The organism is Rhizobium rhododendri (assembly GCF_007000325.2).
Lineage (GTDB): Bacteria > Pseudomonadota > Alphaproteobacteria > Rhizobiales > Rhizobiaceae > Rhizobium > Rhizobium rhododendri.
The window spans coordinates 2,805,001-2,819,351 of sequence record NZ_CP117267.1 but is presented as its reverse complement, the minus strand read 5'-3'; the positions used below and the strand labels follow the sequence as shown (position 1 = coordinate 2,819,351).

Annotated in this window: 13 protein-coding genes (1 of these 13 running past the window's edge); 7 read left to right on the top strand and 6 right to left on the bottom strand. The window is 61.6% G+C overall.

Features of this window, described 5'->3' with window-relative positions:
• Positions 1-339 precede the first annotated feature (339 nt).
• From PR018_RS13670 to PR018_RS13660, 3 genes are all read left to right on the top strand, one after another.
• The gene (locus PR018_RS13670; protein ID WP_142824832.1) at positions 340-1,212 is read left to right on the top strand and encodes a DUF4167 domain-containing protein; all 873 of its coding nucleotides are present in this window, start codon (positions 340-342) and stop codon (positions 1,210-1,212) included.
• Positions 1,213-1,442: 230 nt separating this feature from the next.
• The gene (clpB, locus tag PR018_RS13665) at positions 1,443-4,043 is read left to right on the top strand and encodes an ATP-dependent chaperone ClpB (protein WP_142824833.1); all 2,601 of its coding nucleotides are present in this window, start codon (positions 1,443-1,445) and stop codon (positions 4,041-4,043) included.
• A gap of 210 nt (positions 4,044-4,253) precedes the next feature.
• Positions 4,254-4,685, top strand: coding sequence for a YybH family protein (locus PR018_RS13660; RefSeq protein ID WP_224127901.1), 432 nt, complete (start codon positions 4,254-4,256; stop codon positions 4,683-4,685).
• 16 nt (positions 4,686-4,701) lie between these two features.
• On the opposite strand, the gene PR018_RS13655 is transcribed toward PR018_RS13660, so the two are convergent.
• Positions 4,702-4,914 (bottom strand): hypothetical protein, encoded by a 213-nt coding sequence (locus PR018_RS13655; RefSeq protein WP_142824835.1) that lies wholly within the window; start codon positions 4,912-4,914, stop codon positions 4,702-4,704.
• Positions 4,915-4,962: 48 nt separating this feature from the next.
• Here PR018_RS13655 and PR018_RS13650 point away from each other — a divergent pair, with 48 nt between their 5' ends.
• The gene (locus PR018_RS13650) at positions 4,963-5,142 is read left to right on the top strand and encodes a hypothetical protein (RefSeq protein ID WP_142824836.1); all 180 of its coding nucleotides are present in this window, start codon (positions 4,963-4,965) and stop codon (positions 5,140-5,142) included.
• Positions 5,143-5,627: 485 nt separating this feature from the next.
• Positions 5,628-7,562 carry a methyl-accepting chemotaxis protein gene (locus PR018_RS13645; RefSeq protein WP_142824867.1) on the top strand — a complete coding sequence of 645 codons (1,935 nt, stop codon included), beginning with the start codon at positions 5,628-5,630 and terminating at the stop codon, positions 7,560-7,562.
• 46 nt (positions 7,563-7,608) lie between these two features.
• Here PR018_RS13645 and PR018_RS13640 read toward each other — a convergent pair whose 3' ends face one another.
• From PR018_RS13640 to PR018_RS13625, 4 genes are all read right to left on the bottom strand, one after another.
• Positions 7,609-8,103 (bottom strand): GNAT family N-acetyltransferase, encoded by a 495-nt coding sequence (locus PR018_RS13640; protein ID WP_224127905.1) that lies wholly within the window; start codon positions 8,101-8,103, stop codon positions 7,609-7,611.
• 32 nt (positions 8,104-8,135) lie between these two features.
• Complete coding sequence (locus PR018_RS13635; RefSeq protein ID WP_224127907.1) at positions 8,136-9,374, bottom strand: MFS transporter; 1,239 nt, start codon at positions 9,372-9,374, stop codon at positions 8,136-8,138.
• A gap of 241 nt (positions 9,375-9,615) precedes the next feature.
• Positions 9,616-10,692: a histidinol-phosphate transaminase gene (gene hisC, locus PR018_RS13630; RefSeq protein WP_142824838.1), complete on the bottom strand. Its 1,077-nt coding sequence runs from the start codon at positions 10,690-10,692 to the stop codon at positions 9,616-9,618.
• A 98-nt stretch (positions 10,693-10,790) separates the two neighbouring features.
• Positions 10,791-11,699: a LysR family transcriptional regulator gene (locus PR018_RS13625; RefSeq protein WP_142824839.1), complete on the bottom strand. Its 909-nt coding sequence runs from the start codon at positions 11,697-11,699 to the stop codon at positions 10,791-10,793.
• A 98-nt stretch (positions 11,700-11,797) separates the two neighbouring features.
• Between PR018_RS13625 and PR018_RS13620 the strand changes: the two genes are divergently transcribed.
• Together PR018_RS13620 and PR018_RS13615 are read left to right on the top strand one after the other, a co-directional pair.
• Positions 11,798-12,538 carry an SDR family oxidoreductase gene (locus PR018_RS13620; protein WP_142824840.1) on the top strand — a complete coding sequence of 247 codons (741 nt, stop codon included), beginning with the start codon at positions 11,798-11,800 and terminating at the stop codon, positions 12,536-12,538.
• 83 nt (positions 12,539-12,621) lie between these two features.
• Positions 12,622-12,840 carry a tautomerase family protein gene (locus PR018_RS13615; RefSeq protein WP_142824841.1) on the top strand — a complete coding sequence of 73 codons (219 nt, stop codon included), beginning with the start codon at positions 12,622-12,624 and terminating at the stop codon, positions 12,838-12,840.
• A gap of 12 nt (positions 12,841-12,852) precedes the next feature.
• Here PR018_RS13615 and PR018_RS13610 read toward each other — a convergent pair whose 3' ends face one another.
• On the bottom strand, positions 12,853-14,351 hold the 3' portion of the coding sequence (locus PR018_RS13610) for a M23 family metallopeptidase (protein ID WP_142828807.1). 451 nt of this gene lie beyond the right edge of the window; the window shows 1,499 of its 1,950 coding nt (coding positions 452-1,950); its start codon lies beyond the right edge, outside the window; it ends in the stop codon at positions 12,853-12,855.

Here is a 14,351-nt window from a genome sequence, read left to right as displayed (position 1 = left end):
CGCTGAAAATACAAGTCTTTCCTACTTTATTATGCTGTTAAAGAAAAGGACTTGGATTTAGCCGGGAAGCAATATAGGTTGCGCTCACGCGTTGGGCAGCCGGAAACGAATGGGAGATTCGTTCGGGTTCCGGTCAGCCTCAGGGGTCCGCTCTCTTGAATGAGTGTTGAAGGTTGAACGTACCCGATGCGTGATTCAGTTAATCTGACGTAGTCGAGCGGCAGACGGGGGTTAGACCCGATCTGCTTGCGGCACGCAGGCCCTGGCTCGGTTTGTCCGGCCATGGCGGCAGGGTGCCGCGCGCAATTATCACAACAAGAGAATTCAGGTGAAGGATCTATGAGGCCAGGACAGCAGAACAAGCGCGGTCGAGGGCGTGGCAACAACGGCGGCGGCAGCGGCGGCGGAAACCCCAGCAGCGGCAGCAGCAGCAATAACAGCCAGAACAACAACTTCAATCGGAAGGGATCGAACCCCCTGACCCGGACTTACGATAGTTCTGGTCCCGATGTGAAGATCCGCGGTACCGCCCAGCACATCGCTGAGAAATACTCGACACTGGCTCGCGATTCCCACTCTTCCGGCGACCGCGTCATGGCGGAAAACTATCTTCAGCACGCTGAGCACTATTACCGCATCATCGCAGCCGCACAGGCGCAGATGCAGGAACGCTTCCAGCGCGAAGATAGGCAGGATTTCAATGATCGCGACGGCAACGAGCGCGACATGGACGACATGGACGGCAACGAGATGGACGATCAGCCAATGATCGCGCCTTCGATGCAGAGCCGCAATGCGCCGCAGCAGTCGATGCCGCAGCAACCGGCCCACGGTCCCGTCGCCAGCCAGCAGCCGAGCCCGGCGCCGCAGCCGGCTCCGGTCCAGCAGGATGCAACGCCTGGCGAGGGCGATCAGCCCCAGCCGCAGGCCGAAGCCCAGCGGGCGCCGCGCCAGCCACGCACACCGCGCGTCTACACGCCACGTACGCCGGCCGCAGCTCCCGCTCCCGTCAACGACGGTACCGGCCCTCAGCCCGAAATCGTCGGCACGCCAGCGGAAGTTGCCATCGAGGAAGCCCAGGGCACCGAGGAGCCGCGCCAGCCGCGTCGTCGCGCTGCTGGCCGTCCGCGCCGCCCGCGCCTCACCGATAGCGATGCTCCCGGCGAAGGTGGCAACGACGCCCCGAACCTTGCGGATGTCGGCTCCGAATAGGCATTTTCGCCACTTCGCACATTGAATTGATACACATCAAGATACCCCGGTTCATCCGGGGTATTTTCGTTTTCAGCACCCTTTAAACAGCGTAATTTCCCACCCATATGTTCTTCGGCTGCGGCACTGTCCCTGACGGATGCGGCACCGGGATCTGCCTTTTCAGGGGGTCTTCTCTCACTCTCGTTCTGTGCCGAAAAGCGGGCAGGGCGATCCATGGAGGTTCTAAGATGGATATCGAAAAATACTCTGAACGGCTGCGCGGCTTTCTGCAGTCTGCCCAGACCAACGCACTCGGTCAGGATCACCAGCAGTTCACCGCCGAGCATGTGCTCAAGGTTCTTCTCGACGACGACCAGGGCATGGCTGCCTCGCTGATCCAGCGTGCGGGCGGCGATCCCAAGGCGGCCAAGCTTGCCAACGATGCGGCCCTGGCGAAAATTCCGAAGGTTTCGGGTGGCAATGGCCAGGTCTACCTGGCGCAGCCGCTGGCCAAGGTGTTCACGACTGCCGAGGATCTTGCCAAGAAGGCAGGCGACAGTTTCGTCACCGTCGAGCGTCTGCTGCAGGCGCTGGCGATGGAATCGAGCGCCTCGACATCGACGACGCTGAAGAATGCCGGTGTGACGCCTATCGGTCTCAACAAGGCTATCGACGAGATCCGCAAGGGCCGTACCGCTGATTCTTCGAATGCCGAGAACGGCTACGAGGCGCTGAAGAAATATGCGCGCGATCTGACTGCCGAGGCGCGCGAAGGCCGTCTCGATCCTGTCATCGGCCGTGACGACGAAATCCGTCGCACGATCCAGGTGCTGTCGCGTCGCACCAAGAACAATCCGGTGCTGATCGGCGAGCCCGGCGTCGGCAAGACGGCGATCGTCGAAGGCCTTGCGCTACGCATCGTCAACGGCGACGTGCCGGAATCGCTGAAGGAAAAGAAGCTGATGGCGCTCGACATGGGCGCGCTGATTGCCGGTGCGAAATTCCGAGGTGAATTCGAGGAGCGGCTGAAGGCTGTGCTCAACGAGGTGCAGTCGGAAAACGGCGAGATCATCCTGTTCATCGACGAGATGCACACGCTGGTCGGTGCCGGCAAGGGCGATGGGGCCATGGACGCTTCCAACCTCCTGAAGCCGGCGCTGGCACGCGGCGAGCTGCATTGCGTCGGTGCTACGACGCTCGACGAATATCGCAAGCATGTCGAGAAGGACCCGGCGCTGGCCCGTCGTTTCCAGCCGGTCATGGTCAGCGAGCCTACGGTCGAGGACACCATCTCGATCCTGCGCGGGCTCAAGGAGAAATACGAGCAGCATCACAAGGTGCGCATAGCCGACGCCGCTCTGGTGGCGGCAGCGACCCTGTCGAACCGCTACATCACGGACCGCTTCCTGCCCGACAAGGCCATCGATCTGATGGACGAGGCGGCAGCGCGGCTGCGCATGCAGGTGGATTCCAAGCCGGAGGAACTGGACGAACTCGATCGTCGCGTCATCCAGCTGAAGATCGAGCGCGAGGCGCTGAAAAAGGAAACCGACGTGGCCTCGGCCGACCGGCTGGTGCGGCTCGAAACGGAGCTCACCAACCTCGAGGAGCAGGCCGATGCGCTGACGGCTCGCTGGCAGGCGGAAAAGTCCAAGCTCGGCCTTGCCGCGGACCTCAAGAAGCAGCTCGATGAAGCCCGCAACGAACTGGCGATTGCCCAGCGCAAAGGTGAATTCCAGCGCGCCGGCGAGCTTGCCTATGGCGTCATCCCCGGTCTTGAAAAGGACCTGACGGAGGCCGAAGCCCAGGATCACACGCAGAATGCGATGGTTCAGGAGGTGGTGACCGCCGACAACATCGCCCATATCGTCTCGCGCTGGACCGGCATCCCGACCGAAAAGATGCTCGAAGGTGACAAGGACAAGCTGCTCCGCATGGAAGACGAGCTGGCGAAATCGGTGGTCGGGCAGGGCGATGCAGTGCAAGCCGTTTCGCGTGCCGTGCGCCGCGCCCGCGCCGGTCTGCAGGATCCGAACCGGCCGCTTGGCTCGTTCATCTTCCTCGGGCCGACCGGCGTCGGCAAGACGGAGCTGACAAAGGCACTGGCCCGCTTCCTGTTCGACGACGACAGCGCCATGGTGCGCATGGATATGTCGGAATATATGGAGAAACACTCCGTATCCCGGCTGATCGGTGCCCCTCCCGGCTATGTCGGCTACGATGAAGGCGGGTCGCTGACCGAAGCCGTCCGTCGCCGTCCTTATCAGGTCGTGCTGTTCGACGAGATCGAGAAGGCCCATCCCGACGTCTTCAACGTGCTGCTGCAGGTGCTGGACGACGGACGCCTGACGGACGGGCAGGGCCGGACGGTCGATTTCCGCAACACGATGATCATCATGACGTCGAACCTTGGCTCCGACTATTTGACCAAGCTGGGCGAGAACGATGACAGCGAGGCGGTGCGCGAACCGGTCATGGGCGAGGTCCGCAGCCATTTCCGGCCGGAATTCCTCAACCGGATCGACGAGATCATCCTGTTCCACCGCCTGAAGCGGAGTGAGATGGGAGCAATCGTCGACATCCAGCTGAAGCGGCTGATCACGCTGCTTTCCGAGCGCAAGATCACGCTGGAACTCGACGACGATGCACGCAGCTGGCTGGCCGACAAGGGCTACGATCCGGTTTACGGGGCGCGGCCGCTGAAACGGGCGATTCAGAAATACGTCCAGGATCCGCTTGCCGAGCAGATCCTGTCGGGGCAGGTGCCGGACAACTCGCTGGTCAAGGTCACCAGCGGAAGCGACCGCCTCCTGTTCCGCCCACGCGAGACCGTGCCACAGGCGGCGTAAGGGTTTGCGGTGCAAAAGGAGATGGGGCTGGCGGCAACGCCGGCCCTTATTTTGAGGTGGATAGGCGCCCTGTTCAGATAGCCGTTCAGCTAAAGCTTCAAAGGATCGGCCCGTTCCCCTTGCTTCCACGCGAAGAAATCCGGTGGCTGAAGTCCATCCTTTTCGGGCAGATGCAAAATTTCCGACCGGCTTGTTCCGGATGAATGTGCCATGGCAAAATACCCCATGCGGCCACAAACTTCGGAATGCCAGCCGATACGAAAAGAGCGTCGAATGCAGCCTCAGGAACTCATGAAACTCTATGAAACGAAAGTTAACCTGCGGCGCTTCGATGAAGTCGCCCCGCTCATATCGGCGGACGCGGTCTTCTGGTTTACCGACGGTATCCACTGCGGAATTGACGCAATAAGGGCTGCGTTCGAAGAAACGTGGCGCAAGCTTCAAAACGAGACATACTGGCTTGAGGACGTCGACTGGATTGCGGTCACCGATAACGCTGCGAGCTGCATATACCGCTTCCGTTGGAGGGCCGAGATTGATGGGAAAATATATGAAGGCGACGGACGCGGCACTACCATCTTGAGAAAAGACTACGCGCAATGGAAGATCGTCCACGAGCACCTCAGCCGCTTTCCACAGTGATCGAGCGGATTTGGGTCTAACGGTCCTTGATCTTACCCCGCTTGCTACTCCACCTGAGCAGATAACTAAAGCCTGGTCCGATGAGGATACCGCCTATGACCCATTCCATCGCGCCGATTGATTGTTCATCGGGATCGATACCGGCGAGGTAGAGAAAGAGGAAAAATGCTGCTGTGCCGGCAACGATCATCGCCAGGGCAAAAAACAGATCCTTACGAGAGCTTGTCATGGGGCTCTATCCTCACGCGTCAGTGGTATGAAGCAGGGAAGTAGTGGATTGAAATTCCCCGGCAAGCCGCGCGGTCGCGCTCGCTTTTCCGTCGGCGGCCAGCTGAAGCCGTTGAGCACGCTGTTGTCTGAGTTCAAGGTCATGCTGAAGTTCTGCGAAAAAGCGCGCAGCGAGTTGACCACGAGGCTTGCGCTTTTGTCTTTGGGTGGTGGAGGCAAGGGGTGCTGAGCGCTCTACCTGGCCTATTCCTCTTCGCACCCTGCCCGTCATCGCCAAGTCCTAAATACAAAAATAGCCCGTTAATTGTTTTAAACTTAGAATTTAGCGTAAATTAACCAATGCCTCCTAGTTTCTGCAATTACCGGACACGCCAGTCGAGATGACATGATGTCGCCTCTTGCCGGGAGCCATGCTGCTGATTTGCGGCATGATCCCTTGTAATCGGATAAATCTCCCCTTCATCTCTACATCGTCTCCGCCGCACCCGATTTCTTCTTCTAAATCCAGATTGTTATTTGCGCGCTTCTGCAAGCGCCGCCTGCTGCCGTGCGCGCGGGAATCAGGATGCGGATTTTCTGTGCTTCGGCGGCAATGCGGTGGGGCTGAAGATCGTTTCAAACGCCGTGCCGGACGATCTCCGTGGGGATGGATCGACTTTCACCAACAATCGAACGCGTGAAAACGCCACTGAACCGCCAGAGGATACCGACCCGATGCTGACGTACTTCAACAACCTCAAGATACTCTACAAAATCTCAGTCACCCTTGTGGTGCTGATGGCCATCAATGTCGCCGTCAGTGCGATCAGCGGAAATTCGATTGCGACTCAGCAGCAGGCCTCGGGCTGGACCGAGCATACCTACAAGGTTCTGGCCCGGCTCGAGGGTGTCGTCGCTGCCATGGTGGATCAGGAAACCGGCATGCGCGGCTATGTGATCTCCTCGAACCCCAACTTCCTGGAACCCCAGAAGGCCGGTGCCGCAGCCTATGCAGACAATCTGGCGCAGCTCCGGGCTCTCACCTCCGATAATCCTGTCCAGCAACGGCGTCTCGACGATCTCGACACATTGGTGAAGACCTGGACGCAAAAGGTGGTCGAGCCGGAAACCGTGCTGGTGAAAGATCCCGCGACCTATGAGCAGGCCCGCCAGATCGAGATTTCGGGCGCTGGCAAGCAAACCATGGATGGTATCCGGGCAAAGGTGAAGGAGATGGCGGCAGACGAGCAGGCTCTCCTCGTCAAGCGCGCGTCGCTTTCGGAGAATGCTGCGTCCACGGCGCAGATGGCCATTTATGTCGGCGGCGGCGCAATGCTGTTCGTCGCTGTACTCGGCATGTATCTCCTGAACCTCGGTCTGGTTCGCCCGGTTTCCGGCATCAATGCGACGATGACGCGTATTGCCAACGGAGAAACCGGCGTGGTCGTTCCCGGTATCGGCCGCAAGGACGAAATCGGCCAGATGGCCGCTGCCGTCGGTGTCTTCCAGGAGAATGCCATCGAGCGCATCCGGCTCGCACAGGATGCCGATACCAATCGCAGCCTGACCGAACAGGAACGCCGCAAGAGCAGTGAAGCCGAGCGCATCAAGGCTGAATCCATGGCCGAGGCGACATCCGGGCTCGGCGAAGGCCTGAAGCACCTTGCCAGCGGCGACCTGACCTTTCAGCTTGCCAGCAAGTTCGCTCCCGAGTTCGAAAGCCTCCGGGAAGACTTCAACGCCGCAGTCCAGCAGCTTGCCGAAACCTTGCGGGCTGTGGCGCAGGCAACGAGCGGGATCGATACCGGCAGTCGCGAAGTCAGCGTCAGCGCCGACGACCTGTCCAAGCGCACGGAGCAACAGGCGGCTTCGCTGGAAGAAACGGCCGCTGCCCTCGACCAGATCACCGTCAATGTCAGTAATTCTTCGAAGCGTGCCGAAGAAGCCCGCCAGATTGCCATGCTGGCAAATGAAAGCGCTGCCCAGTCCGGCAAAGTCGTTGCGAATGCCGTCGAGGCGATGCAGAAGATCGAGCAATCGTCGAACGAGATCTCCAACATCATCGGCGTTATCGATGAAATCGCCTTCCAGACCAACCTGCTTGCCTTGAACGCCGGCGTCGAAGCCGCCCGTGCCGGCGAGGCAGGCAAGGGATTTGCCGTCGTCGCCCAGGAGGTCCGCGAACTCGCCCAGCGGTCGGCCAAGGCTGCCAAGGAAATCAAGGACCTGATCCGCAACTCGAGCACCGATGTTCAGAGCGGCGTCAAGCTTGTCAGCGATACCGGCAACGCGCTGCGGACGATCGAAGGCTATATCGTCACCGTCAACCAGCACATGGACTCGATTGCCACTTCGGCGCGCGAACAGTCGGTCGGTCTGGGCGAGGTGAACACCGCCGTCAACCAGATGGACCAGGTGACCCAGCAGAACGCCGCGATGGTCGAGGAAACGAGTGCTGCGGGCGCGACGCTTGCCAGCGAAAGCGGCAAATTGCGGGAGCTCATTTCACAGTTCCAGCTCGGCAGCACCTCCGGTCATGCGCCCCGTGCCATGGCGGCTGCCCCGGCACATCGGCCGGTCCCATCGCCCGCCCGCCGTCTTGCAGGCCAGGTAGCCAAGGCTTTCTCCGCCGGCAATGCCGCCGTCAAGGAAAGCTGGGAAGAGTTCTGATCAGACGACGAACAGCCGGAAGGCCTGAGAGGGCCGACCGGCTGGATCACCGAGGCGAGATGCGGCCGCGAGGCGATCTCGCCGGCCGGTCTGAAAGCTCGATCCGGAAGATATTCAGTCCGGAGACATCCGTCTCGATCTGCTCGAAGCCCTGCCCGAGGTAAAAGCTGTCCATCTCCGGCGTTGCGCAGAGATAGCAGTTATATTTCCCCCATTTCGCAGCTTGCGCCCGCGCGGCGACGATCAGCCGCGTGGCGACCCCTCGTTTTCTTGCATGCGGCTCGACCCATAAAGCCGCGATCCACGGTGTATAGTCCGGGCGTGCATCCAGGTCGTTTTCAATCATCAGCACCGAGCCCAGATAGATGCCGTCCTCTTCGGCGACGAGGCAAAAGGGAATGCCGTCGTTCTCGATCATAGGGTCCAGGTGGGCGCGATATTGCGCCAGAGTGACCCCCGTCTCCGTCCACCAGGCGTTCCAGCTGCGATCGGCAACCGTATCTGCGAAGGCTGGATTGTCTTTGAGGCGCAATATTTGCATTCTGTCATTCTCCCTTCGGTTCTCCATTTTATTCACTCTACCCTCGCTCCGAGAAATGCGGCGCAGATTGCGGCCAGCAGCGCCAGGCCTGCGGGGACGAGCATGACGGCAAAGAACAGCGGGATGGCACTGGCGCCTGCGATAAACGGGCCGCCGAGCGAGACAATCAGAGCACCGCCGCCGATGCTGAGGGCGGCCGCCAATCCTGCCGCGGTTCCGGCATGGTCGGGATGGGCGGAAAGCACGCCGCTGTTGGCGGCGGGCATGGTCAGCCCGTTGCCGATGCCGATGAACATGCAGGGCCCGAAAAGCGCAAAAGCGTTGCCCGCGTCCATGAGCGCAAGGCCGAGACCGAGCAGCAGGCCGGTACAGGTCAGCGTCCGCGCCGTGACGAGGACGGTGCCGAGCGACATTCTCGAAGCGTAACGACCAGCAAGCAAGCTGCCGAGCATAAAGCCGGCCGGGACAATACCCATGGAGAGGCCCAGTTTCGCGGTCGAGCCGCCAAGCAAGGGACCGAGGGCAACAGGGGCGCCTGCGAGAAAGAGGTAGAGCGTCCCCATGGATGCCGCCATGCAGAGCGCATAGCACCAGAATGCGGACGAACGGATGAGCCGGAGATAGGCGCCCGCGCTACTGTGCGACCTGCGGGCTCGGTCAGCGGTTTCTGGCAGCGTCACAAGGCTGAGGATGAGGACGGCGGTACCGGCCGTTGCCAGCGTGATGAAGATCGCCCGCCATCCGAAGGCCGCATCCAGCGAACCCCCGACGACGGGTGCGAGCATCGGAGCAAGGGCCCATCCCATCGCGAGGTAACCAAACCGGCTGGCTGTCGCATGTCCGCCCGAGGTCTCCTTGATGATGACGAGGGCTATCGAAAAGCAGGCGGCTATCGATGCCTGCAGAGCCCTGAAAATCATGAAGGCGACGATATCCGTGGAGACGGCGCAACCGATCGATGCCGAGATGAAGACAACGATGGCCGTCAGGGCGACGGGCCTCCGTCCGTATCGATCCGAGATTGCACCGGAAACGATCTCGATTAAAGCCGTGACAACAGCATAGCCGGCAACGGAAAGGCTGACGACGGCGGAACTGGCGTGAAACTCGGCGGCGATGTGCGGCAGCGACGGCAGGATCATGTTGACTGGCACAACCGAGAGCGCCGTCAGCAAGATCAGCGAGAGCAGCGGAGGTGGGGCGGGCGTCTGGCTGGCAGTAGCAGATGCAGACGGGTGTCTGAGCGTGTTGTCCGGAGATGCGGCTATCATCGTTCGGTCCTGTCGGTGGGATGAAAGGGATCGACGGGGCTCAGCCAGATTTGAGGCATAAAAAAAGGCCCCGTCGGGAGCCTGTTCGTCGCGCATGGGTGCTTCCGCCGGATGGCTATGCCATCCTGCCCATGCGCGCACTCACCACCTGAAAAAACGTCGCAGCTTTCATGACGGCCAAGCTAGGCATAAATCCTGAGATCGTCAACGGGGCGCATTTCCAAGGTATGGATGACCGCCGCTACCGATCAACGGGTGGTTCTGACAGGATCTCGTTCAGCGCCTTCACCAAACGCTCGCATTCGGCATCGGTGCCGATCGTGATGCGCAGGTAGTTTTTGATGCGGGGCTTTGCAAAATGCCGGACGAGCAGGGATCTTTGCCTGAGTTCGGCGAGAAGATCGCTTGCCGTGCGCGTCGGATGCGTGACGAACAGGAAGTTGGCCGAGGATGGAAGCACATCGAAGTCAAGCGCGCGCAACGCCGCTGCCAGACGCTCGCGGCTGGCGACGATCATGGCTCGGTGTTTGTCGAACCATGCCCGGTCTTCCCAGGCTGCGATGGCGCCGGCCTCCGCCAGCCGGTCGAGCGGGTAAGAGTTGAAGCTGTCGCGCACCCGTTCCAGCGCATCGATCAGCGGTCTCTGGCCGATCGCAAAGCCGACGCGAAGGCCGGCAAGGCTGCGGGATTTCGAAAAGGTCTGGACGACCAGCAGGTTCGGATAGCGCTCGACCAGCGGCACCGCGCTGTCGCCGCCGAAATCCACATAGGCTTCGTCGATTACCACCACCTGATCGGGGTGCTCGAGCAGCAGCCTCTCGATTTCGCCCAGCGGCAGGGCGGTACCGGTGGGTGCGTTCGGGTTGGGCAGGATGATCGCGCCGCAGGCTTGCCGGAAGTCGTCGATCCGCACCGACATGGCCTCATCGAGCGGAATTTCGCGATAGGGCACGTCGAACAGCCGGCAGTAGGTGGTGTAGAAGCTGTAGGTGATGTCCGGAAAGAGCAGCGGCGCATCGTGTTTCAAAAGCGCCTTGAAGACATGCGCCAGCACCTCGTCGGAGCCATTGCCGACAAACACCCGGTCGGGCTCGAAACCGTAGCTATCGGCAATCGCGGTGCGCAGGCGGCGGGATGTCGGATCGGGATAGAGCCGCAACGAACCGTCCAGCTGCGCGGCAATTGCCGCCGCCACCTCAGGCGAAGGCCCATAGGCGCTTTCGTTGGCGTTCAGTTTGACCAGGCCGGGGATCTTCGATTGTTCGCCGGCAACATAGGGCGTCAATGTCGAGACGATGGGGCTCCAGAAGCGGCTCATGTGTTTTCCCTGGGTGACTATGGCGCCAATCTTGCAAACTCCGTCCCTCAAAGCAACGCAATGCCCGCCGTTCGTCCGACAGGAGCGGGCGGGATGCGTCAGTCAGTTTCGCGAGACAGTTTTGCTTCCGCAAAAATTGCTGTCGCCCAGGCGAGAAAGACGCGCAGCCTTGGCGCCAGCTGGCGGTTTTGCGGGTAGAGCGCGAAATAGGGCGTCGGGCTCGGGGAGAAGTCCTTCAGCACCTCGACCAGCACGCCCTCTTCGAAATCCTGTCGGAAGCGATAGCGCGGCGCCTGTACCAGGCCCAGTCCCATGCGGGCAAGTTCATGCATGGTATCGGAACTGTTGGTGGTCACCCGGGTCGGCAGGTGGATATCGCGCCTCTTGCCAGCGACGGTAAATTCGAGCGGCAGGACTTCGCCGGACCGGGACGAAAGGAAGCCGATCATCACGTGGCCGTCCAGCCCGTCCGGCGAGGTCGGCACCCCGTGCGCCTCGAGATAGGCCGGGCTGGCGCAGGTGACCTCCTCGACGAGGGCAAGCCGGCGCATGATCATGCCGCTGTCGGAAGGTTCGCCGGCGCGAATGACGCAATCGACACCGTCGCGCAGCAGATCGACCAGCCGGTCTCCCTGTCCCAGATGCAGGTCGATCAGCGGGTAGCGCTCCAGGAATTCCGGCAGGTGCGGCAAAAGAAAGGTGCGGGTGACCTGCGCATTGGCGTCGATACGCAACAGGCCGCGCGGACGATCGTCACGAAAGGCGTTTTCCGCCGCCTCGACATCCGCCAGGATAGACAGGCAGCGGTGGTAAAAAGCCTCGCCGTCCAGCGTCGGCATCACATGACGTGTGGAGCGCTCCAGCAATCTCGCGCCGATATCGGCTTCCAGCTGCTTGATCGCCTCGGTCGCCGTCGAGCGTGCAAGACCGCTATCGGCTGCCGCAGCGGTGAAGCTGCGGCGCTCGACAATGCGGACGAACAATTGCAGGCGATCCAGGCGATCCATTCAGCTTGTTCATCACAGCCGAATAGAGATGTCAAATTAGCGGTGATTGTTCTATTCTGGCATCGGCGTATTGGTCTCCTCATCAGAAGGAGATCAACATGACAGATCAACATTCCCGCACCGCCATCATTACCGGTGCTTCCAAGGGTATCGGCGCCGCCATCGCCCGGCGGCTGGCCCGCGATGGTATCGCCGTCGTCGTCAATTATGCCAGCGGTCGCCAGGCTGCGGACGAGGTCGTCGCCACGATCGCTGCTGCCGGCGGCCGGGCAATCGCGGTCGGCGCCGATATTGGCGCAGCAGATTGCATGAGCACCCTGTTCGATGCCGCTGAACAGGAATTCGGCAAGGTCGACATCCTCGTCAACAATGCCGGCATCATGTCGCTGTCTCCGCTTGCCGACGTCGACGACGCCGCGTTCGAGCGGATGGTGTCGGTCAATATCGGCGGCGTTTTCCGCGGCATGCGCGAGGCGGCACGGCGACTGCGAGAAGGCGGCCGGATCGTCAGCTTCTCGTCGAGCGTCGTCGGTCTCTACCAGCCGAATTACGCAATCTACGCCGCCACCAAGGCAGCGGTCGAGGCAATGACCCACATTCTTGCCAAGGAGCTCGGACCCAAGGGCATTACCGTCAATGCCGTGGCGCCCGGGCCAGTCGAGACCGATCTCTTCATGACGGGCAAAAGCGACGCGCTGGTCAAGGCCATCGCCGGCACGATCCCTCTCGGGCGGCTCGGCCAGCCCGACGACATCGCCGGCCTCGTCTCGTTCCTGTCCGGCCCCGATAGCGGCTGGGTCAACGGCCAGGTCATCCGCGCCAATGGCGGCGCGATCTGAACATTGCGAATGCGTGCTGGCCATGTCTCGGCTCAACCGGGCCAGGCCAGCCGCCAATCCGTCTCCAATCCAAGGGAATCCCTATGCCGTTTGCCAATTTCAAGCTGCCCGAAGGCGCTCTCTCCAAAGCCCAGAAGGAAGAACTGATCCATCGGACCACGGACCTGCTGGTCGCCTATCTCAGCGAAGCGGCCCGACCGCACACCATGGTGCTGATCGAGACCGTGCCAGACGGCGGTTATGGTCGTGCCGACGAGGTCTTCGTCATTCCGCAAGCCTATCGGGCCGAGGAGCCGGCCTGACGCTCCGGCAACCTAGCCGCGGCTTGCCACCTGCTTGGCCTTTTCGTCCGACAGCAGGGTGTCGATGCGCTTGCGCTCGTCCTCGAATTTTGCGAGTGCAGTGCCGTCCAGAGATTTGCCGCCGGGAAGGCGGATGCGCAGCGGATCGACCTTGGTGCCGTTGACGATCAGCTCGTAGTGCAGATGGGCGCCGGTTGCCATGCCGGTCGAGCCGATGAAGCCGATTACCTGGCCCTGCACCACCTTTGCGCCGGGCACGACGCCCTTGGCGATGGCGCTCTGGTGATTGTAGGAAGAGACATAGCCGTTGGCGTGGCGGATCAGCGTCTGGTTGCCGAAGCCGCCGGAATCCCAGCCGGCCTTCTCGACGATACCGTTGCCGGCGGCGATGATCGGCGTGCCGCGCGGGCCGGCCCAGTCGACGCCGGTGTGCATGCGGGCAAAGCCGAGGATCGGATGGCGGCGCATGCCGAAGCCCGAGGTAAAGACGCCTGTCGGCACCGGGTTGCGCAGCAGGAACTGGCGGATGCTTTTGCCGTCCTCGTTGAAATAGTCGATCGAATGGTCGTCCGGGTCCTCGAAACGGTAGAAACGGGTGACCGTGTCGCCGAACCGGGCGTTGACGTAGAGCAGTTCCGAATCCGACGTCGCCTGGCCCTTGCCGTTGACGACGGAGAAGAAGGCTTCGAGCATGTCAGTCGGTTTCAGCTGCGCCTGGAAATCGACATTGCTGGCCAGCAGCTTGATGATCTGCGACAGCATCTCGCGGGTCATCCCATAGGCAAGGCCTGCCCGATAGATCCCGTCATAGACGCGCGGCAGGTCGCGCCCGGCGGCCACAGGCGCCGTGTCGTTGTCGAAAGCCGTGGCGATTGCGTCGAGCAGCGGCGGTTCGCTGCCGGCGACGAAATGGCCGCTGTCGTCGAGCGCAACGGTCAGCGCATGCTTGGTGCCATGATAAAGGCTGGCGCGAATAATCTTGGCGCGCTCGCCGGTCTGCAGGATGCCGATCCGCAAGACGTCCCCGGCATTGACGACCGGTGCGCCGTAGAGCGGCTCGATGCTGCCGGCGACCGTGCTCGCATCGGCGGGAGGATAGCCGGCAGCGGTGAGGGCGGCCTCGATGGCGGTCGTCTGGCGCACGGGGATGATGTCGTCGGCATATTCCGGCGTGTTCGGCGTCACCTGTTCCGGCACCGAGACGGACATGTTCTCCTCGACGATACGGGCGGCAAGCCCCGCCGTCAGGTCGACATCGGCTTCATCGGTCGCAAAGCGGCGCGGGTCGACGTAATAGAGTGCCGAAAGCTGGGTGTTGGCGTCTGTGAGGATCGAGCCGTTCGAGCGGACGTTTTCCTCGACCTCGTCCAGCGACATTGCCGGGGCGAGGGTGAAGGGTGTGCCCTTGACCGGAAAGGGCACGGTCTTCAGGCTGACTTCGGATTCGACGGCGGATCCGTAGAGGGCACCGGTGTGGTTGACTGCAGCCGGCAACTTGTCGTCGGTGGCAA